The organism is Streptomyces sp. NPDC046122, assembly GCF_056429965.1.
Map to the genome: position 1 here is coordinate 354,210 of NZ_JBWKLQ010000005.1, position 24,961 is coordinate 379,170.

At 72.9% G+C, this 24,961-nt stretch carries 24 protein-coding genes; 14 read left to right on the forward strand and 10 right to left on the reverse strand.

What is annotated here, in order from left to right:
- Window positions 1-75: 75 nt before the first annotated feature.
- Together AC07FK_RS17435 and AC07FK_RS17440 are read left to right on the forward strand one after the other, a co-directional pair.
- Complete coding sequence (locus AC07FK_RS17435; protein ID WP_479105732.1) at window positions 76-1,026, forward strand: glucosyl-3-phosphoglycerate synthase; 951 nt, start codon at window positions 76-78, stop codon at window positions 1,024-1,026.
- 67 nt (window positions 1,027-1,093) lie between these two features.
- Complete coding sequence (locus AC07FK_RS17440; RefSeq protein WP_479105733.1) at window positions 1,094-2,488, forward strand: alpha,alpha-trehalose-phosphate synthase (UDP-forming); 1,395 nt, start codon at window positions 1,094-1,096, stop codon at window positions 2,486-2,488.
- Between the two features lie 249 nt (window positions 2,489-2,737).
- Here the strand turns inward: AC07FK_RS17440 and otsB are convergent, their stop codons facing one another.
- The 3 genes from otsB to AC07FK_RS17455 all read right to left on the reverse strand — a co-directional run bounded on the left by otsB (window position 2,738) and on the right by AC07FK_RS17455 (window position 5,209).
- Window positions 2,738-3,607 (reverse strand): trehalose-phosphatase, encoded by an 870-nt coding sequence (otsB, locus tag AC07FK_RS17445; protein ID WP_479105734.1) that lies wholly within the window; start codon window positions 3,605-3,607, stop codon window positions 2,738-2,740.
- A 64-nt stretch (window positions 3,608-3,671) separates the two neighbouring features.
- Window positions 3,672-3,947: a DUF3263 domain-containing protein gene (locus AC07FK_RS17450; protein ID WP_479105735.1), complete on the reverse strand. Its 276-nt coding sequence runs from the start codon at window positions 3,945-3,947 to the stop codon at window positions 3,672-3,674.
- Between the two features lie 47 nt (window positions 3,948-3,994).
- Window positions 3,995-5,209 (reverse strand): ABC transporter substrate-binding protein, encoded by a 1,215-nt coding sequence (locus AC07FK_RS17455; protein WP_479105875.1) that lies wholly within the window; start codon window positions 5,207-5,209, stop codon window positions 3,995-3,997.
- A gap of 239 nt (window positions 5,210-5,448) precedes the next feature.
- Between AC07FK_RS17455 and AC07FK_RS17460 the strand changes: the two genes are divergently transcribed.
- From AC07FK_RS17460 to AC07FK_RS17475, 4 genes are all read left to right on the forward strand, one after another.
- Window positions 5,449-6,417: an ROK family protein gene (locus AC07FK_RS17460; RefSeq protein ID WP_479105736.1), complete on the forward strand. Its 969-nt coding sequence runs from the start codon at window positions 5,449-5,451 to the stop codon at window positions 6,415-6,417.
- On the forward strand, window positions 6,417-7,562 hold the full coding sequence (gene nagA, locus AC07FK_RS17465; RefSeq protein ID WP_479105737.1) for an N-acetylglucosamine-6-phosphate deacetylase: 1,146 nt from the start codon (window positions 6,417-6,419) through the stop codon (window positions 7,560-7,562). Before AC07FK_RS17460 ends, nagA begins: the two co-directional genes overlap by 1 nt.
- 157 nt (window positions 7,563-7,719) lie before the next feature.
- A complete protein-coding gene (locus AC07FK_RS17470; protein ID WP_479105876.1) occupies window positions 7,720-8,646 on the forward strand; it encodes a 1-phosphofructokinase family hexose kinase in 927 nt (308 codons plus the stop codon).
- A gap of 34 nt (window positions 8,647-8,680) precedes the next feature.
- Complete coding sequence (locus AC07FK_RS17475) at window positions 8,681-9,532, forward strand: class II fructose-bisphosphate aldolase (protein ID WP_479105738.1); 852 nt, start codon at window positions 8,681-8,683, stop codon at window positions 9,530-9,532.
- Window positions 9,533-9,550: 18 nt separating this feature from the next.
- On the opposite strand, the gene AC07FK_RS17480 is transcribed toward AC07FK_RS17475, so the two are convergent.
- Entirely contained in the window at window positions 9,551-10,540 is a 990-nt protein-coding gene (locus AC07FK_RS17480) for a carbohydrate-binding protein (RefSeq protein ID WP_479105739.1), read from the reverse strand.
- 110 nt (window positions 10,541-10,650) lie between these two features.
- Entirely contained in the window at window positions 10,651-12,318 is a 1,668-nt protein-coding gene (gene cdgB / locus AC07FK_RS17485) for a diguanylate cyclase CdgB (protein WP_479105740.1), read from the reverse strand.
- 353 nt (window positions 12,319-12,671) lie between these two features.
- Here cdgB and AC07FK_RS17490 point away from each other — a divergent pair, with 353 nt between their 5' ends.
- Window positions 12,672-13,172, forward strand: coding sequence for a flavin reductase family protein (locus AC07FK_RS17490; RefSeq protein WP_479105741.1), 501 nt, complete (start codon window positions 12,672-12,674; stop codon window positions 13,170-13,172).
- A gap of 123 nt (window positions 13,173-13,295) precedes the next feature.
- Here the strand turns inward: AC07FK_RS17490 and arfB are convergent, their stop codons facing one another.
- Window positions 13,296-13,724, reverse strand: coding sequence for an alternative ribosome rescue aminoacyl-tRNA hydrolase ArfB (arfB, locus tag AC07FK_RS17495; protein WP_479105742.1), 429 nt, complete (start codon window positions 13,722-13,724; stop codon window positions 13,296-13,298).
- A 154-nt stretch (window positions 13,725-13,878) separates the two neighbouring features.
- On the opposite strand from arfB, the gene AC07FK_RS17500 reads away from it, so the two are divergent.
- On the forward strand, window positions 13,879-14,454 hold the full coding sequence (locus AC07FK_RS17500; protein WP_479105743.1) for a TerD family protein: 576 nt from the start codon (window positions 13,879-13,881) through the stop codon (window positions 14,452-14,454).
- Window positions 14,455-14,770: 316 nt separating this feature from the next.
- Here the strand turns inward: AC07FK_RS17500 and AC07FK_RS17505 are convergent, their stop codons facing one another.
- Complete coding sequence (locus AC07FK_RS17505) at window positions 14,771-16,252, reverse strand: M1 family metallopeptidase (RefSeq protein WP_479105744.1); 1,482 nt, start codon at window positions 16,250-16,252, stop codon at window positions 14,771-14,773.
- Window positions 16,253-16,359: 107 nt separating this feature from the next.
- Window positions 16,360-16,917: a GlcG/HbpS family heme-binding protein gene (locus AC07FK_RS17510; RefSeq protein ID WP_479105745.1), complete on the reverse strand. Its 558-nt coding sequence runs from the start codon at window positions 16,915-16,917 to the stop codon at window positions 16,360-16,362.
- A 342-nt stretch (window positions 16,918-17,259) separates the two neighbouring features.
- On the opposite strand from AC07FK_RS17510, the gene AC07FK_RS17515 reads away from it, so the two are divergent.
- From AC07FK_RS17515 to AC07FK_RS17525, 3 genes are all read left to right on the forward strand, one after another.
- Window positions 17,260-18,402 (forward strand): sensor histidine kinase, encoded by a 1,143-nt coding sequence (locus AC07FK_RS17515; RefSeq protein ID WP_479105878.1) that lies wholly within the window; start codon window positions 17,260-17,262, stop codon window positions 18,400-18,402.
- Window positions 18,399-19,022 (forward strand): response regulator, encoded by a 624-nt coding sequence (locus tag AC07FK_RS17520; protein ID WP_479105746.1) that lies wholly within the window; start codon window positions 18,399-18,401, stop codon window positions 19,020-19,022. Before AC07FK_RS17515 ends, AC07FK_RS17520 begins: the two co-directional genes overlap by 4 nt.
- An 85-nt stretch (window positions 19,023-19,107) precedes the next feature.
- Window positions 19,108-19,611: a hypothetical protein gene (locus AC07FK_RS17525; RefSeq protein ID WP_479105747.1), complete on the forward strand. Its 504-nt coding sequence runs from the start codon at window positions 19,108-19,110 to the stop codon at window positions 19,609-19,611.
- Window positions 19,612-19,626: 15 nt separating this feature from the next.
- Here the strand turns inward: AC07FK_RS17525 and AC07FK_RS17530 are convergent, their stop codons facing one another.
- Window positions 19,627-20,340 carry a pentapeptide repeat-containing protein gene (locus tag AC07FK_RS17530; RefSeq protein ID WP_479105749.1) on the reverse strand — a complete coding sequence of 238 codons (714 nt, stop codon included), beginning with the start codon at window positions 20,338-20,340 and terminating at the stop codon, window positions 19,627-19,629.
- A 125-nt stretch (window positions 20,341-20,465) separates the two neighbouring features.
- Between AC07FK_RS17530 and AC07FK_RS17535 the strand changes: the two genes are divergently transcribed.
- The gene (locus tag AC07FK_RS17535; RefSeq protein WP_479105750.1) at window positions 20,466-21,746 is read left to right on the forward strand and encodes an NAD(P)-binding protein; all 1,281 of its coding nucleotides are present in this window, start codon (window positions 20,466-20,468) and stop codon (window positions 21,744-21,746) included.
- Between the two features lie 60 nt (window positions 21,747-21,806).
- Window positions 21,807-22,811, forward strand: a complete 1,005-nt coding sequence (locus AC07FK_RS17540) for a zinc-binding dehydrogenase (RefSeq protein ID WP_479105751.1) — start codon at window positions 21,807-21,809, stop codon at window positions 22,809-22,811.
- A gap of 116 nt (window positions 22,812-22,927) precedes the next feature.
- On the opposite strand, the gene AC07FK_RS17545 is transcribed toward AC07FK_RS17540, so the two are convergent.
- On the reverse strand, window positions 22,928-23,404 hold the full coding sequence (locus tag AC07FK_RS17545) for an N-acetyltransferase family protein (RefSeq protein ID WP_479105752.1): 477 nt from the start codon (window positions 23,402-23,404) through the stop codon (window positions 22,928-22,930).
- Window positions 23,405-23,559: 155 nt separating this feature from the next.
- Here AC07FK_RS17545 and AC07FK_RS17550 point away from each other — a divergent pair, with 155 nt between their 5' ends.
- On the forward strand, window positions 23,560-24,960 hold the full coding sequence (locus AC07FK_RS17550; protein WP_479105753.1) for an NAD(P)/FAD-dependent oxidoreductase: 1,401 nt from the start codon (window positions 23,560-23,562) through the stop codon (window positions 24,958-24,960).
- Window position 24,961 lies beyond the last annotated feature (1 nt).

The window sequence follows — 24,961 nt, forward strand, 5'->3', positions numbered from 1 at the left end:
TGAGACAGTCGTCCGCACCGCGAGATGGATCACAGGACGAGCCGCCCCAAGGCTCGCCGGACGAGGGAGAAGGCCGTGCTGGAAGAGGTGGAGCGCTGGCTTGACCTGCGGTCCTGGTCGACCGCCGACCGGCCGCTGGACCTGCTGATGGCGGCCAAAACGCGTCGCGGTCTCACCGTGAGCGTGGTGCTGCCCGCCCTCGACGAGGAGGAGACGGTCGGTGACATCGTCGCGGCGATACGCCACGAACTGATGGAGACCGTGCCCCTGGTCGACGAACTCGTCGTACTGGACTCCGGCTCGAAGGACCGGACGGCCCAGGTGGCGACGGCGGCGGGCGCGCGGGTCGTCCACCGTGACGCAGTGCTCACCCGAATACCGGCGCTGCCCGGCAAGGGGGAGGTGCTGTGGCGGTCACTGTTCGTCACGGACGGTGACATCGTGTGTTTCATCGACTCGGACTTGAAGGACTTCTCCGCCTCCTTCGTCTCCGGCATCGTCGGGCCGCTGCTGACCGACCCGGACGTGCACTTCGTCAAGGCGATGTACGACCGCCCCCTGGGCGAAGCCACAGGTCAGGGCGGCCGGGTGACCGAGCTGGTCGCGCGCCCGATCCTCAACCTGCACTGGCCGCAGCTGGCCGGCTTCGTGCAGCCGCTGGGCGGCGAGTACGCCGTGCGCCGCTCGCTGCTCGAACGCCTGCCCTTCCCGGTCGGTTACGGAGTGGAACTGGGGCTCCTCGTCGACTCCCTCCACACGGTGGGCCTCGACGCGCTGGCCCAGGTCGACGTCGGTGTGCGCAAGCACCGCCACCAGGACGGGCAGGCGCTCGGGCGGATGGCCGCCACGATCTACCGGACGGCCCAGCTGCGGCTGTCGCGCGGCAACATCGTGCGGCCGGCGCTGACGCAGTTCGAGCGGGGCGCGGACGGGGTCGGTTTCGTCCCGCGGACGCACCCGGTCGACACGGAGGAGCGGCCGCCGGTGTGCGAGATCGCCGAGTACGCGACGCGGCGGGTCGCGTGACGGCCACTGTGGCCGGTGTGAGCCGTACGCACGTTTGAGGGGTTCCCGGACGGGCTAGGTTCGCCACATGGTCTCCGAGCGCGCTGCACAGGTTCTCGTCGCATCCAATCGCGGCCCGGTTTCGTACACGCTCCGTGAGGACGGCACGCTCGCCGCCCGGCGCGGCGGCGGCGGCCTCGTCTCGGGCCTCTCGGCCATCGGGTCGGACGCCGACTCGCTGTGGGTCTGCGCGGCGCTCGGGGACGGCGACCGGGAGGCGGTGCGGCGCGGCACGGGCACGGCGGGCGTACGGATGCTCGACATCGACGCCGGGACGCACGCGGACGCGTACAACGGCATCGCGAACTCCGTGCTGTGGTTCGTCCACCACCTGCTGTACCAGACGCCGCTGGAGCCGGTCTTCGACGTGGAGTTCCGGCGGCAGTGGGCGGCGTACGAGACGTACAACCGCGCCTTCGCCGACGCGCTGGCGGCGGAGGCCGCTCCGGGCGCGGCGGTGCTGGTGCAGGACTACCACCTGTGCCTGGTGCCCGGCATGCTGCGCGAGCTCCGCCCCGACCTGCGGATCGGCCACTTCACGCACACCCCGTGGGCGCCGGTCGACTACTTCCGCCTCCTCCCCGACGACATCGCGCGCCAGCTCCTGCGGGGGCTCCTCGGCGCGGACCGGGTGGCGTTCCTGACCCGGCGCTGGGCGGACGCGTTCGCCCAGTGCGCGGTGGACGTGCTGGGCCCGGACGCGCTGGACGGCACCGCGGTGGGCGTGCACGGTCTGGGCGCGGACGCGGACTTCCTGCGGGAGCGGGCGCACCAGGAGGACGTGGACGAGTGGCTGGTGCGGCTGCGGGAGCGGGTGGGGGACGGGCGCCGGACGATCGTCCGGGTGGACCGTACGGAACTCTCCAAGAACATCGTCCGCGGCCTGCTGGCGTACCGGCGGCTGCTCGCGGACCGGCCCGAGTGGCGCGGCCGGGTCGTCCACATCGCGTTCGCCTACCCGTCGCGGCAGGACCTCGCGGTGTACCGCGACTACACCGCGCAGGTGCGGCGGCTCGCGGACGAGATCAACGCGGAGTACGGGACGGACGGCTGGGAACCGGTCCTGATGGAGCTGGACGACGACTTCGGGCGGTCGCTGGCGGCGTACCGGATGGCCGACGTGGCGCTGGTGAACCCGATCCGGGACGGCATGAACCTCGTGGCGAAGGAGATGCCGGTCGTCTCGGACGGGGGGTGCGCGCTGGTGCTGTCGCGGGAGGCGGGGGCGTACGAGGAGCTCGGCGCCGACGCGATCGTCGTCAACCCGTACGACGTGACGGCCACGGCGGATGCGCTGCACGAGGCGCTGACGATGGAGCCGGCCGAACGCTCGGAACGCACGAAACGCCTGGCGGCGGCGGCGACCGCGCTGCCCCCGACGGCGTGGTTCCTGGCCCAACTCGACGCGCTGACGTCGTCTTAGGCGGGGGCGTTCCCCTGGGCACCGGTGCGGAGTTCGGCCCGGCCGGGGTCGTCCGGCTCACCTCCGGGCCATATCCAGCCCGTCCGGCGCTTGAGGACACACCCACCCGGGCACGGCCGGCTCGCCTTGGGGCTATGTCCAACCCGTCCGGCGGTTGAGGACGTGGCCGTAGGGCCTTGGGGGCGGGGGCTTGTGCCCGGTCGGGGAGCGGGGTGGGGAAGGCCCCGCGCAAGGGGGGCCGCCCCGGGGTCAGGCGCGGGTTGCCGTCGTGGCGAGGGCGGAGAGGAGCGCGACCACTCCCGCCGGGCCGTCCACCACCAGGTCCGCGCGGTCCGCGAGCGCGGGGACCTCCGATCCGCTGCACACCAGCAGCCCCGGAACACCCTCCGTCCGCAGCTTCTCCACCGCCGAGAACGCGGCGACGTCGCCCAGATCGTCCCCGGCGTACAGCACCGACCCCGCCCCGACCTCCCGCACGTACTCCGCGAGCGCCACACCCTTGTCGACGCCGGGCGGGCGCAACTCCAGGACCATGCGGCCGGGTTCGACGATCAGGCCGTGGCGGGCCGCCAGTTCGCCGAGCGGCGCCCGCAGGGACTCGAACGCCCGCACCGGGTCCTCCGCGCGGCGCGTGTGCACGGCGACGGCCTGCCCCTTCTCCTCGATCCACGAGCCTCGCCACGCGCCGATGCCGTCGAGGAAGCCGGGGAGTTCGGCGCGGGCGGCCTGTACGCCGGGGTGGGGGGCGGGGGCGTGCACGGTGCCGCTGACCGCGTCCCAGCGCTCGGCGCCGTAATGGCCCAGTACGACGAGGTGTTCGAGCCCCGGGACTCCGGCGAAGCCGCCGTAGCGGACCGCCACCCCGGCCGGGCGGCCGGTGATCACGGCGACGGAGCGGACGTTCGGCGCGAGCGCGGCGAGCGCCTCCACCGCGCCGGGGTGGGCACGGGACTGCTCCGGGTCGGGGACGATGTCGGCGAGGGTGCCGTCGAAGTCGATGGCGATCAGCGCCCGGTCCGGCGCGGCCTGCAACGCGGCGAGGCCGTCACGGCCGGCGGGGGTCGCGGGCGTGAACCCGGTCGGCAGGGGGTGCGATTGCGGTTGCGGTTGGCTGCCCATGCCCCCTGACCCTACCGGCGGCCGCCCGGCTCGGCACCGGGCGGTCGGCTGACCGCCCGGTGCCTCAGCGGCGCTCGCGGCGGGCGTCGCGGACCCGGCGGAGGCGGTTGACCGTGACGGGGTCGTGGGCGAGGGCGCGGGGATCGTCGAGCAGGGCGTTGAGGAGCTGGTAGTAGCGGGTCGGCGAGATGCCGAGCTGCTCGCGCACGGCCCGCTCCTTGGCTCCCGGCCCCGGCCACGACCGCCGCTCGACGGCGAGCACGGCGCGGTCCCGCTCGGAGAGCCCGGAGGCGGGGGCGACGGGCCGCTCCGCGTCGGGCTCGTCCGGGGCGTCAGGCATATCAGCAGTCTAGAGCGGGGCGGAAAGCCCAGCCCCGCCCCCGTCGCCTACTCGGCGTTCTCCAGCGTCGACGCCTCGCGGCCGATCGACCCGAGCGTCCCGGCGGGGTCGCCGTCGGGGCCGACGACCGAGCCGATCTGCTTCTTGACGCTCTCGCTGACCTTCGCCCACGAGGTCTTGCCGACCGGGTAGAGCGTCGAGCCGGGCAGCGCTTCGAGGAAGGGCCACAGGTCCTTGTGCGCCGGATCCTCGGCCATCTCCTCGGAGGCGGAGACGGTGACCGGCAGCAGGTCGTACTCGTCGGCGAACTTCAGCACGTTCTCGTCGCTGTAGGCGAAGTCGAGGAACTTGCCGATCTCACGGGCGTGCCCGTTCTGCTTGAAGCCCATCATCCAGTCGGCGACGCCCATGCTCGACGGCGCCTTGCCCTTGGGTCCCGGCAGCGGCACCATCCCGACCTTGACGCCCTTGCGCTTGGCCTGCTGGAGCAGCGAGGGGTGGCCGTTGAGCATGCCGACCTCACCGTTCGCGAACGCCGTGAAGGCGGGCTTGCGGTCGAGCTTGGCGGGGGCGACGGGGCCGGTCAGCCCTTCTCCGACAAGGGTGTTCTTCAGCCAGCTGAAGGCTTCGACGTTCTGGTCGGAGTCGATCATGTACGTACCGACCGAGTCGGTGTAACCGCCGCCGTTGCTGAGCATCCACATCATGGTCTCGGCCTGCGCCTCCTCGTTGCCGAGGGGCAGCGCGAACGGGTACTTCACGCCGCGCGCCTTGAGCGTCTTCGCCGCGCTCTCGATGCCGTCCCACGTCTTGGGGGGTTCGAGGCCTGCCTGGGTGAAGAGCTTCTGGTTGTAGAAGAGCAGGCGGGTGCTCGCGACGAACGGCAGGCCGTACGAGACCCGGCCGACCTCGCCCGCCTCGGCCAGCGGGGCGAGCATGTTGGCCTGGACCGGGATGGAGAGCAGCTGGTCGACCGAGTACAGCTTGTCGTCGGCCGCGTAGTCGGCGTACGCGCCGATCTGGGCGATGTCGGGGGCCTTGCCGGCCTCCACCATCTCGGCGACCTCGCGGTCGACGTCCTTCCAGTCGTAGATCGTGACGTCGACCTTGATGCCCTTGTTCTCGGCTTCGAAGGCGTCGGCGACCCCGTCCCAGTACAGCTTGGTGCTGTCGCCGCCCTCGGGGTCGTAGTCCGCCGCGACCAGCTTGAGCGTGACGTCACCGCCGTCGGAGCTTGAGCAACCCGCCAGGGCCGCCGTCATGCCCAGTGCCACCACTGTGGCGGTCAAACCCAAGAAACGCCGGTGCACAGCTCTTTCCCACCCGAATTCGTTGTCCTACACATCCGTATGAGCTGCGATTTTCCCCCAATGCGCGCGACGAGGTCTACACCAGTGCGGTCTCACTTGTGCAACACCCGTCAACGACAGCACGACAACCGGGTGACGAACGGGCGCGAGTGGACTAGACCTTTCCTGGGTCTACGCGCGAGACTGTTCCCGTGAAACACGTCATCGCCCTCGATGTGGGCGGCACCGGGATGAAGGCCGCGCTGGTCGGCGCGGACGGCGCACTGTTGCACGAGGCCCGCCGGGCGACCGGCAGGGAGCGGGGGCCCGAGGCCGTCGTCGAGACGATCACCGGCTTCGCCGCCGAACTGCGCGCGTACGGCGAGGAGCGGTACGGCGAGAGCGCCTCGGCCGCCGGCGTGGCCGTGCCCGGCATCGTCGACGCCGAGAACGGGATCGCGGTGTACGCCGCCAACCTGGGCTGGCGCGACGTGCCGATGCGCGCGCTGCTCGGCGAGAGGCTGCACGGCGTGCCGGTGGCCCTGGGCCACGACGTACGCACCGGTGGCCTGGCCGAGGGGCGGATCGGGGCGGGCAGGGGCGCGGACCGGTTCCTGTTCGTACCGCTCGGCACCGGGATCGCCGGCGCCATCGGCATCAACGGCGTCATCGAGTCCGGCGCCCACGGGTACGCGGGCGAGATCGGCCACATCGTCGTACGCCCCGGCGGCGCCCCGTGCGGCTGCGGCCAGCGCGGCTGCCTGGAGCGGCTCGCGTCCGCGTCCGCCGTGGCCGCCGCCTGGGCCGCCGCCTCCGGCGACCCGGACGCCGACGCCGCCGACTGCGCGAAGGCCGTCGAGTCGGGCGACCCCCGGGCCCGCGAGGTCTGGCTGGACGCGATCGGCGCGCTCGCCGACGGGCTGGTCACCGCGCTCACCCTGCTGGACCCGCGCACCCTGATCATCGGTGGCGGACTGGCCGAGGCCGGGGAAACCTTGTTCACACCCCTTCGGGCGGCCGTCGCGGAACGCGTCACGTTCCAGAAGCTGCCCCTCATCGTTCCGGCGGCCCTCGGGGACACCGCCGGTTGCCTGGGCGCGGGACTCCTCGCCTGGGACCTTCTCGCCACCGAAGCTGCGGATCCCACGCACACAGAAGAAGCCACGGAGGTATCCGCCTGATGGCCGGACGCGCTGCAAGCAAGGTTCTCTCCGGGGCCCGGGTGGTGCTGCCGACCGGGACGGTGGAGAACGGCCGGGTCATCGTCGCGGGCGAGCGCATCGCGGGCGCCGCCCCGGCGGACGCTCCGGTCCTGGACCTCTCCGGCCACTGGATCGTGCCCGGCTTCGTCGACATGCACGTGCACGGCGGAGGCGGGGCGTCGTTCACCTCCGGCACCGCCGAGGACGTGCTCCGGGGCGTACGGACGCACCGCGAGCACGGCACCACCACCATCGCCGCCTCCACCGTGACCGGCGAGATGGACGTGCTCGCCCGGCAGGCCGCGCTCCTGTCGGAGCTGGTCCAGCAGGGCGACCTGGCGGGCATCCACTTCGAGGGCCCCTTCATCTCGCCGTGCCGCAAGGGCGCGCACAGCGAGGACCTGCTGCGCGACCCCGATCCGGCGGAGGTGCGCAAGCTGATCGACGCCGCGCACGGCACGGCGAAGATGGTCACCCTGGCCACCGAGCTGCCCGGCGGCATCGACTCCGTACGGCTGCTCGCCGAGCACGGCGTGATCGCCGCGATCGGCCACACGGACGCGACGTACGAGCAGACCGTCGAGGCGATCGACGCGGGTGCGACCGTCGCCACGCACCTCTTCAACGCGATGCCCGCCCTCGGCCACCGCACGCCCGGCCCGATCGCCGCGCTCCTGGAGGACGAGCGGATCACCGTCGAGCTGATCAACGACGGCACGCACCTGCACCCGGCCGCGCTGGAGCTGGCGTACCACCGGGCGGGCCCGGACCGGGTCGCCTTCATCACGGACGCGATGGACGCGGCGGGCTTCGGCGACGGCATGTACGACCTCGGGCCGCTCGCCGTCGAGGTCAGGGACGGGGTCGCGCGCCTCGTCGACGGCGGGTCCATCGCGGGCTCCACGCTCACGCTCGACACGGCCTTCAAGCGCGCGGTGACCGTCGACCGCCTCCCGGTCGAGGACGTCGTACGCTCCATCTCCGCCAACCCCGCCCGCCTGCTCGGCGTCGACGACAGGGTCGGCTCGCTGGAGCCGGGCAAGGACGCGGACCTGGTGGTGCTGGACGCGGACTTCACGCTCAAGGGCGTGATGCGCAGGGGCGCCTGGGTGGTTGAACCCTAAGTAACCCCAAGTGGGATGATTTCACCATCAGTTGATATCAAAGCGACACAGAGCGGTTGGCCCGGGACCCTGGGCCAACCGCTTTCTTTTTGGCATGATCACCCCGACGGATCCAGGCATGGCGCGCTTGAAGCGGTCTTCTACGGGGGTGACGCGGGTGATCCTGACGGTCACGCTGAACACCGCGCTCGACCTCACCTACCGCGTCCCCGCCCTCACCCCCCACGCCTCCCACCGGGTGACCGACGTCGCCGAACGCCCTGGCGGCAAGGGCCTCAACGTGGCCCGCGTACTGGCGGCCCTCGGCCACGACACGGTCGTCACCGGCTTCGCGGGCGGCCCCTCCGGCGCTGTGCTCCGGGACCTGCTCGCCCCTCTCGGCCCCGCCGACCGGCTCGTCGGGATCGCCGGCCACACCCGCCGCACCATCGCCGTCGTCGACGCCGCCACGGGCGACACCACGCAGCTCAACGAGCCGGGACCGGCGGTCACGCCCGAGGAGTGGGCCGCCTTCCTCACCACGTACGCCGAACTCCTGCCCGCCGCGCGGGCGGTGGCCCTCTGCGGCAGCCTGCCCCCCGGCATCCACGTCGGGGCGTACGCCGACCTGATCCGCCGCGCCCGCACCGCCGGTGTGCCCGTGCTCCTCGACACCAGCGGCGAACCCCTGCGGCGGGGCCTCGCCGCCCGCCCGGACCTGGTCAAGCCCAACGCCGACGAACTCGCCCGGCTCACCGGCTCCCGCGACCCGCTGCGCGCCGCCCACGACGCCCGCCGCCGGGGCGCGCACACCGTGGTCGCCTCGCTCGGCCCGGACGGCCTGCTCGCCGCCGGCCCCGAGGGCCTCTGGCAGGCGGCCCCGCCCGCGCGCGTGAAGGGCAACCCGACGGGCGCGGGCGACTCGGCGGTGGCCGGGCTGCTCTCCGGGCTGGTCGAAGGACTCTCCTGGCCTCAGCGCCTGGCGCGGGCGGTCGCGTTGTCCGCGGCGACCGTGGCGGCCCCGACCGCGGGCGAGTTCGACGTCACGACGTACGAGGACCTGCTGCCGCGGGTCGACGTCACCGAACACGCCACGGCGGCGTGACCGAGCACTCCCACCACCAGCACCAGGGGATCGCATGCCACTCGTCAGCACCGGTGAACTCGTCACCGCCGCCCGGGAGTCGGGCCACGGCGTCGCCGCCTTCAACGTCATCACGCTGGAGCACGCGGAGGCGATCGCGGCCGGCGCGGAGCGGGCGGGCGCGCCGGCCGTCCTCCAGATCTCCGAGAACGCGGTGAAGTTCCACGGCGGCGACCTCACCGCCGTCGCGGCGGCGGCCACGGCCGTCGCCCGCGCCTCGTCCGCCCCGCTCTCCCTCCACCTCGACCACGCCGAGTCGGTCGAGCTGCTGCGCGCGGCGCACCCGGCGGGCTTCAGCTCGGCGATGTTCGACGCCTCGAAGCTGGGTTACGGCGACAACGTGAAGGCCACCGCCGAAGCGGTCCGCTGGGGCCACGAGCGCGGCATCTGGATCGAGGCGGAGCTGGGGCAGGTCGGCGGCAAGGAGGGCGAGACCCCGCTCGACGCCCACGCGCCCGGCGTACGGACGGACCCCGCCGAGGCAGCGGCCTACGTGGCCGACACGGGCGTCGACGCCCTGGCCGTGGCCGTCGGCTCCTCGCACGCGATGACGGACCGGACGGCGGCCCTGGACCACGGCCTGATCGCCGCCCTGCGGGACGCCGTACCGGCGCCGCTGGTCCTGCACGGCTCGTCGGGCGTACCGGACGGGGAGATCCGGCGGGCCCTCGCGGCCGGCATGGTCAAGGTCAACGTCGGCACGGCCCTGAACACGGCCTTCACGGGTGCGGTACGGGAGTACCTGACCGCGAACCCGGCGACGGTCGACCCCAGGAAGTACCTCGTCCCGGCTCGCGAGGCGATGACCGGGACGGTGGCGCACTTCCTGGGGCTGATGGGGCGCTAGCGCATCAGGCGGCGGGGGTCACTGGACGTGACCCGCCTTGAGCTCCAGCCGGTCGAGGTTGGCCTCGCACTGGTCGCCCTCGCCGCAGGAGATCACGAAGGTGTTCTCGCCCTGGGTGAGGTTGACGAAGGCGAAGGTGTTCGTCCAGCCCTTCTCCCAGGCGCCTTCCTCGGCGTGGGCGAAGTTCTTCATGTTCAGCCCGCCGCCGTGCGGCTTCCCGTTGACCGTCAGCGAGGTCTTCGCGTCCTTGCCGGGCACGCCGTAGTCGATCGACAGCGTGTACGCGCCGGCCTTCGGCACCTTCACCGTCCAGGTCGCGGAGGCACCGGGCGTGTTCAGCGGGACGTACGCGCCGCTCGACGACCGCGCGCCGGGGATCGTCGTGTCCGTGGAGAGACCGGGCGAGAGCTGGAGCAGCGCCGCGTCCTTCTTGGGCAGCGCAGCCGCCGGCTTCTTCGGCTTCTTGGTCGGCTCGTCGCTCGGCTTCACCGACTCGCCGACGCTGGAGCCGCCGCCGCCCGTGTCGCCGGCCTGCGCGTTCTTGTCCTTGTTGTCGCTGGTCAGCAGGGCGATGCCGATGCCTATGACGACGACCGCGACGACCGCGAGCGCGCCGATCAGCAGGCCCTTGGTGTTGGGTCCGCCACCGCGCCCGCCGACCCCGCCGGAGTGCGAGTGCGTCGCCACCGGGCGGGTGGGCGCGCCGCCGGGCTGGGTCTCGGGGGCCGCGTAGTGGGCGCTGGGCCGGCCGTACGCCTGCTGGGGCGGCACCTGCTGCCCGTACTGCTGCTGGTACTGGCCGTGCTGCTGCTGCCCGTACTGCCGCTCACCGACCGTACGCACCTGGTTGTACGACGTTCTGGGCACCCCGGGCTGCGAGGCCGGACCCGGGTAGCCGTAGCCGCCCGAGCCGGGCGGGACGGCGCCCGCCGCCTGCCCGTCCTCGTAGAGGTAGCCGAACGGATCGTCGTCCTCAGGCGTGCTCGTGCCGTTGTTCGCGGCAGTCATCCCTGGTCACTCCTCACCATGTTCGCCAGCCGTCGCCGACCCGGCGAGCCTACCCCGAACGGGCAACCCGAAGGTTTGGCGAAGACCACAGTGCGGTAGTGAGAGGTCTCTCAACCCGCGCGCCTGTGAACCTTGGCGCGGGAGCGCTTCTCCACGTACATCCGCTGGTCAGCGGACTGCAGCACCTCGTCCGCCGACATCCCGCAGCTCGCCCAGCCGATGCCGAAGCTCGCTCCGACGCGGACCGCCCGGCCGTCGACCCGGATGGGCGGAATGATGGCGTTTCGCAGGCGTACGGCCAGGTCGGCGGCGTCCGCGCTGCCGAGACCGTCGGCGAGAACGACGAATTCGTCACCCCCGAGTCTCGCGACCGTGTCACCGTCCCGCACGCACGTCGTCAGACGGCGGGCCACCTCGATCAGCACGGCGTCACCGGTGTGGTGCCCGAAGCGGTCGTTGATCGACTTGAAGCCGTCCAGGTCGCAGAAGAGGACGGCGAGCCCCTTCGTGCCGTCGTCGACGCCGGCGCCCTGGCCCACGCCCTCCGAGGTGGGCGCGACCATGTGGACGTGGTGGTCGAAGGAGCCCGCGTCGGTGTGCGGGTTGTAGTCGAAGTCGTGCTCGGGCACCGCCGCCGCGGACGGTTCGCCGTACGCCGCGTCCAGGGCCTCCACCGCCGTGGCGCGCACGGAGTGCGGGCGGCGGCACAGCCGGGCGGCGAGGCGGGAGCGCAGTTCGGCGCTGTTGGGCAGGCCGGTGAGCGAGTCGTGCGAGGCGCGGTGGGCGAGGTGCAGCTCGTGGCGCTTGCGCTCCTCGATGTCCTCGACGTGCGTGAGCAGGAAACGCGGTCCGTCGGTGGTGTCCGCGACGACGGAGTTGCGCAGCGACACCCAGACGTACGTGCCGTCGCGGCGCGCCAGCCGCAGCTCGGCCCGTCCGCCCTCGGCCGACGTGCGCAGCAGGGTGCCGATGTCCTCGGGGTGGACGAGGTCGGCGAAGGAGTAGCGGCGCATCGCGGAGGCGGGACGGCCCAGCAGGCGGCACAGCGCGTCGTTCGTCCGCAGCAGCCGGCCGTGCTGGTCGCCGCCCATCTCGGCGATGGCCATGCCGCTGGGGGCGTACTCGAAAGCCTGGCGGAAGGATTCCTCACTGGCGCGCAGCGCCTGCTGCTCGCGCTCCAGGCGGACGAGGGCGCGCTGCATGTTTGCGCGCAGCCGGGCGTTGCTGATCGCAATGGCCGCCTGGGAGGCGTACATCTGCAGCGCCTCCTGGCCCCAGGCTCCGGGGTGCCGGCCGTTGCGGGGCCGGTCGACGGAGATGACGCCGAGGAGCTCCTGGCCGCCGCCGGACGCGTACATCGGGGCGTAGAGGCGGTCGTGGGGGTGCCACTCGTCGGCGAACCGGGGCTCGGGGCCGTCGGTGTGCCACTGCGGCACGTCGTCGTCGAGCAGGACCCAGCCCTCGGTGTGCGGGATGAAGTGCAGGTCACCCCATGCCTCGCCCATGGAGAGGCGACGCTCCCAGGAGGCGCGGGAGCCGACGCGGCCGGTGATCAGGGCCTCGGCCGCCGGATTGCCCGCGAAGGCCGCTATGACCAGGTCACCGTCGGGCTGGACCAGGTTCACGCAGGCCAGCTCGTATCCGAGACCGGCGACGACTCCGTCGGCCACGGCCTGAAGGGTGTCGGCCAGGCTGGTCGCCCGGTTCAGGTCGGCGACCACCTGGTGCAGCTGCCGCAGCGTCGCCAGGCGGACGTAGGGCTCGGACTCGGCCTCCATGTGTTCGCTCTCCCCGAGACCTCGACAGCAACTCCAGGATCCTCAATCGCCGCACTTGTTGCAGTATCACGGCCACTGAATCACAGCGAGCTGCCCACCCGGTACACAGGGTCAGCAATTCCCCGCCTGTGTGACTCAAGTCACGTCAGAGGATGAACGGCCGCGTGAGGTGGGTGGGAGCGCTCCATCGGTTTTTTGAACGCAAAGCGCAAAGCGGAAGGTCCTAGGACCAGAAGGCGAGCGTACTGGTCCTTGTGCCCGATGGTGGCGGCGGAAGGGCCGGGCATAGCGTTCTCCGTGTGTTCCCTACGACTTCTCCCCGGTCCGATGCCCCGATCCCCCATCCTGAGGGGGTGAGCAGCGAAGAGTTCCGGGCCGCTATGTCCCGTTTCACGGCGGGCGTGACCCTGGTGACCGCGCACGATCCGGACAGTGGAGCGCGCGGCGAGGACGTCGGCATGACGGCGACGGCCTTCATGTCGGTGTCCCTGGATCCGCCGCTGGTGATGGTGAGCGTACGGAACGACTCGCGCATGGACGACCTGCTGGCGGAGCAGCCGCTGTGGGCCGTCTCACTCCTGTCGGACAGTCAGCGGCACATCGCCGGACGTTTCGCGATGAAGGGCCGGCTGAGCGACCGTCTGCTGTTCGAGGACGTGCCCCACACGCGCGGCGCTGCGTCGGGCGCGCCGCTGATCGGCGGCGCGCTGGCGGTAGTGGAGTGCACGACCGAGCAGCGGGTGGAGGCGGGGGACCACACGCTGGTGATCGGCAGGGTGCTCGAGGTGTCCCTGCCGAACCCGGACGGCGGACCGCTGGCGTACTTCCGGGGCCGCTACCGCCACCTGTCCTGAGCGCCGTCCGACCTGCACGCCACCCGGCCTGAGCCTGCGCCATCCGCGGCCTGAGCGTGCACCATCCGCGGCCTGGGCGACGGACCCACCACGGCGTCGCCCGCGATGCGGGTGCCGGGCCCCTCAGTCCCAGCCGCTGCCCGAACGGCCGCGCTTCGTCTCGCCGCGCGCCTTCTTGTTGCGCAGGCGCCGCTCGTTGATGCCCCGGGGGATCTTCTTCGCCCTGCGCGGCTTGGGCGGCGGGGCGGTCGCCTCGGCGAGCAGGGCCGCCATGCGCACGAGAGCCGTCTCGCGGTTGCGCCACTGGGAGCGGTGCTCGGACGACCGTACGGAGATGACGCCGCCCACGAGCCGCGAGGAGAGCCGCTCCAGGGCGCGCTCCTTCCAGACCGGAGGCAGCGCCTCGGTCCTCGCCAGGTCGAAGCGCAGCTCCACCTGGGAGTCAGTGGTGTTGACGTGCTGGCCGCCGGGTCCGGAGGACCTGGAAAAACGCCACGTCAGCTCCGCCTCCGGCAGGGAGACAGCACCGCGAATGACATGAGGCCCGGACATGCGTCCAATGATCCCGTGCCGACGGGCGTCACGTCACGCACTTTTCCCGGGGGAGTGGAACCTGGCGGCGGCCTGTCGGCGTTAAAGGGGTGACGGTAGCTTCGGACCCCACGGTCCGACCGGCCCGCACGACTTCAAGGAAGAGGACATCCCGATGGCTGTAAGTCTGTCCAAGGGCGGCAACGTCTCGCTTACGAAGGAGGCCCCGGGCCTGACCGCGGTCACCGTGGGCCTCGGCTGGGACGTCCGCACGACCACCGGTACCGACTTCGACCTCGACGCGTCCGCGATCGCGGTCAACCCGACCGGCAAGGTCTACTCCGACGGACACTTCGTCTTCTTCAACAACAAGGCGACGCCGGACCAGACCATCGTCCACACCGGTGACAACCGCAGTGGCGAGGGCGCGGGCGACGACGAGGCGATCAACGTCAACCTGGCGGCCCTGCCGGCCGACGTCGACAAGATCGTCTTCCCGGTCTCGATCTACGACGCGGTGACCCGCAGCCAGAACTTCGGCCAGGTGCGCAACGCCTACATCCGCATCGTCAACCAGGCCGGCGGCGCCGAGATCGCCCGCTACGACCTCAGCGAGGACGCCGCGACCGAGACCGCGATGATCTTCGGCGAGCTCTACCGCAACGGCGCGGAGTGGAAGTTCCGCGCGGTCGGCCAGGGTTACGCGTCGGGCCTCACGGGCATCGCGTCGGACTTCGGCGTCAACGTCTGACACGTCGCGCCCACCGGCCCACGACCGGTGGCTGACGGCTGATGGACGGCTGCCGACACGGCGGCCGAGCGCAGGGCCCCGGCTCAGGCCGGGGCCCTGCCGCGTCGGCCGGCGAGTGCGGCGAGGTGGCCTGGGCGGGGCGTCGGACGCGACGCTTGCGGGGTCGGCTGGGGCGTCGGTTGTGGGACCAATCGCACAGATGACACACGCGCGACCACCACGATGGTGCGCATGACGACATATCGGGCGTGGGTGCTCGCCTTCTGCGGGGTTGGTGCAACCACACCCGCACGCTCCGCAGCAGCAGCCCCGGACGTCACCCCCCGCCACCACTCGACTTGGGCTTGTCCTTCCCGTACAGCCAGGTGTCCCAGACGTCCTGCAGGTCGTCCTTCAGGGCCGCGCCCGACTGCTTCTCTACGTACGCCGTGAACTCGTCCGTCGACGCGTTGCCGTGGCGGTGTTCGGCGGTCCACCCCCGCACGATGGCGAAGAAGACGGCGTCGCCCACCGCTTCACGCACCTTGTGGATCACCATCGCGCCGCGCCCGTAGACGGGCTCGTCCGAAATGTCGGCTGCCGTGGGCGGATGGGCGGGCGGGAACGCCCAGTTCGCCTGCTCGGCGAAGGCGCGGCGGAAGCTGGCGCCCACCGGAATCCGCTCGGCGTCCTCCGCCCACAGCCATTCCGCGTACGTCGCGAACCCCTCGTTGAGCCACATGTCCCGCCACGTCCTGGGCGTGACCGAGTTGCCGAACCACTGGTGCGCCAGCTCGTGGACGAGCAGTCCCTGGTCGGGCGCGCCGGGGAAGACCGGCTTGGTCTGCGTCTCCAGGGCGTACTCGGAGTCGTTGCCGCGCTCGACGATCGCGCCCACGGAGCTGAAGGGGTACGGGCCGAACTTCTTCGCGCTCCACTCCATCACCTCGGGGACGGTGGCCAGGACCTTCGCGCTGCTCCGGGCGACCGTCGGGTCCACCGCCGTGCGTACGGGCACGCCCGACGGCGTGCGCGAGGTCTTCACCTCGTACCTGCCGATGGCGACGGTCGCGAGGTAACTGGCCATCGGCTCGCCGTTGTGCCAGGTGAACGTGGTGCGGCCGCCACGGGTGCGTTCGCTCCTCAACTCGCCGTTGGACACGGCCCGAAGGCCCTCGGGCACGGTGACCGCGATGTCGTACGACGCCTTGTCGCTCGGGTGGTTGTTCCCGGGGAACCACGCCATCGAACCGCTCGGCTGGCCGAGCGCGACCGCGCCGTCCCGGGTCGTCAGCCACCCCTCCCGCGTGTCGTCGGCGTCGGTGATGGTGGCGGGGGTGCCGGAGTAGCGGACGACTGCGGTGAAGGTGTCCCCGTCGGTCAGTTCGGTCTCGGGGCGCAGCGTCAGCTCGTGGCCCGCCCGGCTCACGGCCGCCTCGGCGCCGTCCACGGTCGCGGACGAGACCTCCAGGCCGTGCAGGTCGAGGTTGAAGGCGCTCAGGTCCTGGGTGGCGCGGGCGGTGATCTCGGCGGTGCCCGTGAGCCGGCCGGCCGGGCCTCCGTGGTCCGCGCGGCCGGAGCGGCCCTCACCGGCGGCGCGGTGCGGCGTGTAGTCGAGGGTCAGGGAGTAGTGCTGTACGTCGTACCCGCCGTTGCCGAGCCTCGGGAAGTACGGGTCGCGCACGCCCGAGGCGCCCGGCGCCCCCCGCACACCGCCGACGCCGCCGAGGCTCGTGCACGACGCCGACGTGAGCGCGAGCAGGGTGGCGACGGCGACGGCGGGAACAGTGCGGCGGCGTACGCGAGTCCTTTGATCCACACAGATGATCCTATGCGCGGAATGTGACCCTCACCCGGTTCGCGCCCGGAGCCGGGGCGGGCGCGGGCGGGCGCCAGGCGGGGTGCCGGGGTGGGGTCCCGCCGGCCTTACTTGCCCAGCGCCGCGACGCCCGCCTGCGCGAACTTCTCGTCCAGGTCGCCGCTCGGCGCCCCGGCCACCCCGATGCCCGCGATCGGCGCGCCCTTGACCTGCACCGGGGCGCCGCCGCCGAGGAACAACGTGCCGGGGATGTCCTTCAGGTTCGGGGCCTGGGCCAGGCGCTTGGCCAGCTCGGAGGTGGGCGCGTTCCAGGAGACGGCGGTGAACGCCTTGCGCTCGGCGGACTCGTACGACTGCGGACCGGCGCCGTCGCCGCGCAGCGTGACGACCGTGTTGCCGTTGCGGTCGACCACGGCGACGGTGATGCGCTGGTTCTCGTTCGCGGCGGCGTCCAGGGCGGCCTGCGCGGCCTCGGTCGCGGCGGCGACCGTCAGGTGGGTGGTCTGCTGGAGGTCCTTGTTCGCCGGGTCGGCCTTGGCGGCGACCGCCGGGGCGGCGGCGGGCTCGGTGGCGTTGGCCGACAGCGCGCCGAACGTGCCGGCGCTGAGGGCGGCGGCCGCGACGGCGCCGGTCAGGACACGGGTGCGGAACGAGAGGTTCTTCATGGCGGTACTCCTGGGGAGAGGTGGTCGTACGGGTCGTCGAGCGCGGTGCGGGTGGCGGGCCGGGCGGCGGTGCGCTGCGCCCAACCGGCTCTGTCATCGATCCTCCGGCCGTTTCCGGGCCCGTACCGTCGGCGTACCGGCTCCGTACGGCGAGCGGGTCGGCCGACCTTCCCGTCAGCCGATCGGTTGATGCGGGCCTGGTCCCACCGGGTCACCATGGGGACGAAGACGCAGGCCGGTGAGGAGCGAACGGTGCGGCAGCAGCAGGTCCAGGAGGACGAGCACGGCGCGCGCGAGCGGTCGCGGCAGCCCGACCCGGACGCCCGCTGGCTCGCCCCCGTGATGCACGTGGCGTTCTTCCTGCTGCTCGGCGCCTCGCTCACCCGTTTCCTGCTCCGGCACCCGGGCGAGGCCCGCACCCCGTGGATCATCGCGCTGAGCGTCACGCTGGCCCTGCTGTACGTCCTCGGCCCGGTCCTGGGCCCCACGGCCGCCGGAGCGGCCCGCCCGGCGCCCCGCGGGCTGGCCTGGCTGGGCGGGGTCGTGGCCGTCTGGATGGTGCTCGTGGTCCTGGCGCCGAGTTTCGCGTGGTGTGCGGTGCCGCTCTTCTACACCGGGCTGCGCACGCTCCCGTCCCGCGCGGCGATCGTCCTGGTGGGCGTGCTCACCGCGTTCGTCGTCGCCGCGCAGCTCCAGCTCTCCCACGGCGGCTTCGACCCCAACCTGGTGCTGGCCCCGCCGGCGGTTGCGGCGGTCGCGACGGCCGTCTTCCTCCACATGCAGCGGCAGGCCGCGCGGCAGCGGGCGCTGATCGACGACCTGATCCGTACCCGCCGCGAACTGGCCGCCACCGAGCGGCGCGAAGGCACGCTCGCCGAGCGCCAGCGGCTCTCCATGGAGATCCACGACACGCTGGCCCAGGGCCTGTCCAGCCAGCAGATGCTGCTCCAGGCCGCGGAGCGGCAGTGGGACGCGGACCCCGGGACGGCCCGCCGCCATGTCCGTACGGCCGAGTCCATCGCGGAACGCAACCTGGCCGACGCGCGCCGCTTCGTCCACGACCTGGCCCCCGCCGACCTGGCCGAGGGCGGCAGCCTGGAGGAGGCGCTGCGGATGCTCGCCGCCCGCGAGTCGGCGGCGTTCCGGGTGGACGGGACGCCGGCGGGCGGCCTGCCGGACCGGGTGCAGTCGGCGCTGCTGCGGATCGCGCAGGGGGCGCTGGCGAACGTGCGCGAGCACGCGCACGCGCGGGCGGCGGCCCTGACGCTGACGTACCTGGGCGACCAGGTGGTCCTGGACATCGCCGACGACGGCACGGGCTTCGGTCCCGACGACGTACCGTCCGCCCCTTCCGGCGTGCGCGGCCACGGTTTGCCCGCGATCCGCGCCCGGGTGCGCCAGCTCGGCGGGACCCTGACGATCGAGTCCGCCCCCGGCGAGGGCACCGTGCTCTCCGCCGCCATCCCCCTGGAGCCCCCGTCATGAGTCCGGTACGGATCCTGCTCTGCGACGACCACGCGGTCGTACGCGCCGGATTGCTCGCCCTGCTGGGCAGCGAACCGGACATCGAGGTCGTCGGGGAGGCGGGCAGCGGCGAGGAGGCGGTGGCGCTGGCCGCGAAGGTCGGGCCGGACGTGGTGCTGATGGACCTACAGCTGGGCGCGGGCATCGACGGCGTGGAGGCGACCCGCCGCATCGCCCCGACCGGGGTGCACGTGCTGGTCCTGACGACGTACGACACGGACGCGGACATCACCCGGGCGATCGAGGCGGGCGCCACGGGCTACCTGCTCAAGGCCGAGCGCCCGGAGGAACTCTTCACCGCGATCCGCTCGGCCGCCCAGGGCCGTACGACGCTGTCCGCGCCGGTCGCCGGCCGGGTCATGGACCGCATGCGCGGCGCGGCGCGCCCGGCGCTGACGGAACGGGAGACGGACATCCTCGGGCAGCTGGCGCAGGGCCTGGGCAACCGGGAGATCGCCCGCGCGCTGTTCATCAGCGAGGCGACGGTGAAGACCCACCTGGGCCGCATCTACGCCAAACTGGGCGTGGACACGAGGTCGGGCGCGGTGGCGGTGGCGAAGGAACAGCGCCTGCTGCCGTGAGGAGGAGGCCCCCGCCCGCCGCGCGAGCCGCCGCCATCCACTCGAACGTACGGTCGCCCCGCCCGGCCGTGACACCATCGACTACGTGCTCGACATCGGCTACTCCCTCTCCCGCCGCTTCCCGGACCCCCCGCAGACCGACTACCGGCGCGCCGGCGTCCACGATCTGCGGCACGACCTGTTCTGCGGGGACGTGTATCTCGCGGACACCAAGGCGGACCGGGAAGTGTCCACAGCCTGGGGATGGGTCCCGGTGCTCGACTTCGCGTGGGCGCTGTGCGACATCGTGGAGCAGCTCGACCAGGACCCGCGCGGCAGCCGCTCCGCGAAGCCGCAGTTCGCCGAGCTGGACTTCACCGAGTCGACGGACCGGATGCTCTTCGAGCGCCGCTTCGGCTGGGTCGACATCGCGGCCGACTGGATGCCCGTCGAGGAGCCGGCGATCACCTTCAGCCACCGGCTGCTGCGCCGCGAGGCCCGCGACTTCCTGCACGACCTGATCGCGGACCTCACCGACATGCACGACGGCCTCGCCGACAACCCGGCGGTCTGGGACCTCCAGGCCCGGTTCCCCCGGATGCCCGCCTGAGCGGGCCGCTCCTCCCTACTCCCCCGGGTTCTCCACCCGCACCCCGATCTGCGCCGCGAACGCCGGCGCCAGTTCCAGCAGCTGGGAGGGGCTGATCACCGAGCCCGCCAAACGGTCCACGCCCCGCGCGACGTCCAGCTCCGCCACCGTGCGCAGGTCCACGTCCGTCATCGAGACCGCGTCGAAGTCCGCCCGCCGCAGCACACAGTCGCGGAACTCCACCCGCTCCAGGCGCGCCCCGCCGAAGTCCGGCTCGACCAGTACGCACCCCTCGAAGACCACGTCCTTCAGGCGGGCCCGGCGCAGATTCAGGTAGTCGATCTTCCCGCCCCGCACCAGCACCCGCTCCCAGGACGACGCGTGCAGCTGCACCCCGCCCAGGCGGGCGTCGACCACCTCCACGTCGCGCAGCCCCGCCTCGGCCAGATCGGTGCCCACGCCCCGCACCCCGTCCAGGACCGAGTCGATGAAGCGCGCCCGGCCCAGCCGTGTCCCGTCCAGCGCCACGCCGTACAGCCCGCAGTCCAGGAAGCGCGCGCCGCGCGCCTCCTGGGCGCTCAGGTCCAGGTCACGGAACTCCAGGCCGTCGTAGTCCCCCTCGGACTCCAGCAGCGCACCGGGGCCGAACGGCGCGAGCGGCGGCAGCCGCACCTCCGGGCGCCGGACGGGGCGGACGGCCCGGGTCTTCCTCGTACTCGCGGTGTTCGCGGTGTTCGTGTTCCGTGCCATCCCCCCATGCTGGACCACGCCACTGACAATCCCCGGGCGTCGTCCGCGCCCTTGATGTCACATCCGGGGCCCCGCCGTCCGTCACCCCTGTGAAGAGCGATCCACGACGGCAAGGAGACCGCAAGATGCGGCACCACATCACTGTCATCGGCGGCGGCTTCGCCGGCCTCACCGCGGCCGTCACCGCGGCCGAGTCCGGCAGCGCGGTGACCCTGTACGAGGCCCACCACACCCTCGGCGGGCGGGCCCGCACCGCCGAGGGCCCGTACAGGACCAACGAGGGTCCGCACGCGCTCTACAGCGGCGGCCCGCTCTGGTCGTGGCTCAAGCAGCGCGACCTGATCGGCCCCGTCGCGGCCGTGCCCCCGCTCGAAGCCGCCCGCTTCCGCTTCCACCGGGGCGGCGCCCTGCGCCGCACCCCGCCGCTCGCGCTGGTGCGACTCGCCCTCCGTTCTCCCGCGAAGGCCCCCGTGGACGCCGACTTCCTGTCCTGGGCCACCGGCGAGGTGGGCGGGGCGGGAGCCCGCGCGGCGGCGCACTTCACCGGCGTCGCCCTCTTCCACCACGACCCCGGCTCCCTCTCCGCCCGCTTCGTCCAGGAGCGGCTGCGCCGCCTCGTCGCACTCCCGCCCGAGGCGCACTACCCGCGCGGCGGCTGGGCGTCCGTCGTCGACCGCATGGCCGCGCGGGCCTGGAACCTCGGCGTACGGATCGAGACGGCCGAACGGATCACCGCCCTTCCCGAGAACGGCGGCCCGGTGATCGTCGCCACGTCGCTGGCGGCGGCCCGGCGGCTCCTGGCCGACGACACCCTGGTGGGGGACAGCGGGCGTACGGCGCTGTTCGACCTGGCCGTCAGGACGCGCCGGGGCGACCCCTTCGTCGTCTCCGACCTGGAGTCGCCCGGCTGGATCGAACGGTTCACCGCCCAGGACCCCACGCTCGCCCCCGCCGGAGAACAGCTGATCCAGAGCCAGTTCCCCCTTGCCCCCGGCGAGTCCGCGGCGGACGGCGTGGCACGCGCCGAGCGCCTGCTCGACCTCGGCTTCCCCGGTTGGCGCGAGCGCACCACCTGGCGGCGGCAGGCCGTCGCCGCGGGCCGCACGGGCGCACTCGACCGGCCGGGCACCACCTGGCGCGACCGCCCCGCGGTCAACCGGGGCGGCGGGGTGTTCCTCGCGGGCGACCAGGTGGCGGCGCCCGGCCTGCTGGCCGAGGTGTCGTTCAACAGCGGGCTGGAGGCGGCGACCCTGGCCCTGCGGACCAGGAGGACCACCCCCGGCACCGGACATGGGGCACGTGACGGGCTCGGGGGACGTGACGGGCAGGGCGGAAGACGTGACGGACCGGGCGGGGAGACGCGACGGCTGGGAGGGCGTGAGGGGCTTGACCTCAACCGCGCTTGAGGCACGAGCCTGGGCCCGGTCGCAGATCAGCAGTCCCCGACGACGCCACAGGAGCCCGCCATGCACGCCATCCGCCTCCACGCCTTCGGCCCCGCGGAGAACCTCACGTACGAGCGGACCGAGGACCCCGTGCCCGGCCCCGGCCAGGTCCGCATCGCCGTGGCGGCGGCCGGCGTGCACCTCCTCGACACCGCCCTGCGCGAGGGCATGACGGGCCCCTTCCCGGCCCCCGCCGAGCTGCCCACCGTCCCCGGCCGCGAGGTCGCCGGCACGGTCGAGTCGCTCGGCGAGGGCACCGACCCGTCGTGGCTGGGCAAGCGCGTCGTCGTCCACCTCGGCATGAACCCGGGCGGTTACGCCGAACTCGCCGTCACCGACGCCGACCGCCTCCAGGAGATCCCGGACAACCTCGACGAGGCCCAGGCCGTCGCCATGATCGGCACGGGCCGCACCACCATGGGCATCCTCCAGTTCACCGAGGTGACGGCCGACACCGTCGCCGTCGTCCCGGCCGCCGCCGGCGGCATCGGCACGCTCCTCGTGCAGTACGTGAAGAACGCCGGAGGCACCGTCATCGGCCTGGCCGGCGGCTCCGCCAAGGTCGCCCGCGTACAGGAGAACGGCGCGGACCTGGCCGTCGACTACACGCTGCCGGACTGGCCGGAGAAGGTACGCGCGTTCCTGGGCGGCGGCGCGGCCACCGTCGTCTTCGACTCGGTCGGCGGCGACACCGGCCGCGCGGCGGTCGGCCTCCTCGGCAGGGGCGGCCGGCACATCGTCTTCGGCTGGTCCTCGGACGGCCTGCACGACGGCTCCCCGCTGACGTTCACCGACCAGGAACTGGCCGAGCGCGGCATCACCTCCGAGGGCGTACTCGGCCCGGCGATGCTCGCCAGGGCCGGTGGCGACAACCCCGTGCGCACCCTGGAGGACCGCGCCCTCGCCGAGGCGGCGGCCGGCCGCCTGACCCCGGCGGTCCAGCGCTTTCCCCTGGCCGAAGCGGCGGCGGCCCACCGCGCGCTGGAGACGCGCGGCACGATGGGCAAGGTCGTCCTCGTCCCGTAGGTCGCGCCCGGGCGCCGCGCTCAGTACCCCACGCCGCGCAGGAACTCCCGTACCAGCGCGGCGATCTCGCCGCCGTGCGTCTCGTCACCTCGTGACGGACAGCCGGTCCGCGCGGCCTACTCCCCCGACCCCAGCCGGAGCAGCGCCTCGTCGGTCAGCCGGTTCACCGTCCACTCCGACATCGCCACCGCTCCGAGCGACCGGTAGAACTCGACGGCAGGCGTGTTCCAGTCCAGGACGGCCCACTCGAGGCGCTCGTAGCCCCGCCGCACGCAGATCCGCGCCAGCTCCGTCAGCAGCGCCCTGCCGTGCCCCCCACCCCGCTGCGACGGCCGCACGTACAGGTCCTCCAGGTAGATACCGTGCACCCCGCGCCACGTCGAGAAGTTCAGGAACCACAGCGCGAAACCGACCGGCTCGCCCTCCTCGTTCTCCGCGATGTGCGCGTACGCCGCCGGCCGCTCCCCGAACAGCGCCTCACGCAGCTGCTCCTCGGTGGCCCGCGCCTCGTGCAACGCCTTCTCGTACTCCGCGAGTTCGCGGACCATCTCGTGGATGACAGGGACATCGGCAGGTGTGGCGGTACGAATCATCCCCGCAGCGTAGGCAATGCCCCCGCGGCCTCCGACGGCCCCCCGGCAGGCCGGCCCGCCACCGCACCCCCACCCCGGCGTTGCCGCACCCCGCCCCGCCCGCTACCGTCCCCGCCACCACCACCGAGCAGCAGCGAAACGAACGCAGGGGCATCATGAGCACCGTCAACGGCGGCATCTCCTACTGGTACGCGAACGAAGGCATACCCGATCCCCGCGAGCCCCTGCCCGGCGACGCGACGGCCGACGTCTGCATCGTCGGCGGCGGCTACACCGGCCTGTGGACGGCGTACTACCTCAAGAAGGCCGTCCCCTTCCTCAACATCACCGTCCTGGAGGCCAAGTTCTGCGGTTACGGCGCCTCCGGCCGCAACGGCGGCTGGCTCTACAACGGCATCGCCGGCCGCGACCGCTACGCCAAGCTGCACGGCCACGAAGCCGCCGTCCGCCTCCAGCAGGCCATGAACGACACCGTCACCGAGGTCATCAGCACGGCCGCCGCCGAGAACATCGACGCCGACATCCACCACGGCGGCGTACTCGAAGTCGCCCACACCCCCGCCCAGCTGGCCCGCCTGAGGCACTTCCACGCCGCCGAGATCGCCTTCGGCGAGAAGGAGCGCACCCTCCACGGCGCCCGCGAGACCGCCGAACGCGTCCGCGTGACCGGCGCCGTCGGCTCCACCTGGACCCCGCACGGCGCCCGCCTGCACCCCGTCAAGCTCCTCAAGGGCCTCGCCGCCGCCGTGGAGAGGCTCGGCGTGACCATCCACGAGTCGACGCCCGTCACCGAGATCAAGCCCAAGCACGCCGTCACGCCGTACGGCACGGTCCGCGCCCCGTACATCCTGCGCTGCACCGAGGGCTTCACCGCCGGACTCAAGGGCCAGCGCCGCACCTGGCTGCCCATGAACTCCTCGATGATCGTCACCGACCCCCTCCCGGCCTCCGTCTGGGAGAGCATCGGCTGGGAGGGCCGCGAGACCCTCGGCGACATGGCCCACGCCTACATGTACGCCCAGCGCACCGCCGACGACCGCATCGCGCTCGGCGGCCGGGGCGTCCCGTACCGCTACGGCTCGCGCACCGACAACGCCGGCAACGCGGGCCGCACCCAGCCCGCCACCATCGAGGCGCTGCGCGAGATCCTCGTCCGCTTCTTCCCCACGGCAGCCGGCGTCCCCATCGCCCACGCCTGGTCCGGCGTCCTGGGCGTACCCCGCGACTGGTGCTCCACCGTCGCTCTCGACCGCTCCACCGGCATCGGCTGGGCGGGCGGCTACGTCGGCAGCGGCGTGGCCACCACCAACCTCGCCGCCCGCACCCTGCGCGACCTGATCCAGCAGGACTCCGGCCAGGGCGGCCCCACCGACCTCACCACGCTCCCCTGGGTCAACCACAAGGTCCGCAAGTGGGAGCCGGAACCGTTCCGCTGGCTCGGAGTCCAGGCCATGTACGCCGCCTACCGCACCGCGGACCGCCGCGAAGCCACCGGCCGCACCGCCGAAACGGACCCCATAGCCCGCTACGCCGACCGCATCGCGGGCCGCCACTGAC

What these genes read in the sequence shown, in the direction of transcription:
- AC07FK_RS17440 (WP_479105733.1), top strand. Translation starts at nt 1,094, where the DNA reads ATGGTCTCCGAGCGCGCTGCACAGGTTCTCGTCGCATCCAATCGCGGC.
- otsB (WP_479105734.1), bottom strand. Translation starts at nt 3,607, where the DNA reads ATGGGCAGCCAACCGCAACCGCAATCGCACCCCCTGCCGACCGGGTTC.
- AC07FK_RS17450 (WP_479105735.1), bottom strand. Translation starts at nt 3,947, where the DNA reads ATGCCTGACGCCCCGGACGAGCCCGACGCGGAGCGGCCCGTCGCCCCC.
- AC07FK_RS17455 (WP_479105875.1), bottom strand. Translation starts at nt 5,209, where the DNA reads ATGACGGCGGCCCTGGCGGGTTGCTCAAGCTCCGACGGCGGTGACGTC.
- nagA (WP_479105737.1), top strand. Translation starts at nt 6,417, where the DNA reads ATGGCCGGACGCGCTGCAAGCAAGGTTCTCTCCGGGGCCCGGGTGGTG.
- AC07FK_RS17475 (WP_479105738.1), top strand. Translation starts at nt 8,681, where the DNA reads ATGCCACTCGTCAGCACCGGTGAACTCGTCACCGCCGCCCGGGAGTCG.
- AC07FK_RS17480 (WP_479105739.1), bottom strand. Translation starts at nt 10,540, where the DNA reads ATGACTGCCGCGAACAACGGCACGAGCACGCCTGAGGACGACGATCCG.
- cdgB (WP_479105740.1), bottom strand. Translation starts at nt 12,318, where the DNA reads ATGGAGGCCGAGTCCGAGCCCTACGTCCGCCTGGCGACGCTGCGGCAG.
- arfB (WP_479105742.1), bottom strand. Translation starts at nt 13,724, where the DNA reads ATGTCCGGGCCTCATGTCATTCGCGGTGCTGTCTCCCTGCCGGAGGCG.
- AC07FK_RS17500 (WP_479105743.1), top strand. Translation starts at nt 13,879, where the DNA reads ATGGCTGTAAGTCTGTCCAAGGGCGGCAACGTCTCGCTTACGAAGGAG.
- AC07FK_RS17510 (WP_479105745.1), bottom strand. Translation starts at nt 16,917, where the DNA reads ATGAAGAACCTCTCGTTCCGCACCCGTGTCCTGACCGGCGCCGTCGCG.
- AC07FK_RS17515 (WP_479105878.1), top strand. Translation starts at nt 17,260, where the DNA reads ATGCACGTGGCGTTCTTCCTGCTGCTCGGCGCCTCGCTCACCCGTTTC.
- AC07FK_RS17520 (WP_479105746.1), top strand. Translation starts at nt 18,399, where the DNA reads ATGAGTCCGGTACGGATCCTGCTCTGCGACGACCACGCGGTCGTACGC.
- AC07FK_RS17530 (WP_479105749.1), bottom strand. Translation starts at nt 20,340, where the DNA reads ATGGCACGGAACACGAACACCGCGAACACCGCGAGTACGAGGAAGACC.
- AC07FK_RS17535 (WP_479105750.1), top strand. Translation starts at nt 20,466, where the DNA reads ATGCGGCACCACATCACTGTCATCGGCGGCGGCTTCGCCGGCCTCACC.
- AC07FK_RS17540 (WP_479105751.1), top strand. Translation starts at nt 21,807, where the DNA reads ATGCACGCCATCCGCCTCCACGCCTTCGGCCCCGCGGAGAACCTCACG.
- AC07FK_RS17545 (WP_479105752.1), bottom strand. Translation starts at nt 23,404, where the DNA reads ATGATTCGTACCGCCACACCTGCCGATGTCCCTGTCATCCACGAGATG.
- AC07FK_RS17550 (WP_479105753.1), top strand. Translation starts at nt 23,560, where the DNA reads ATGAGCACCGTCAACGGCGGCATCTCCTACTGGTACGCGAACGAAGGC.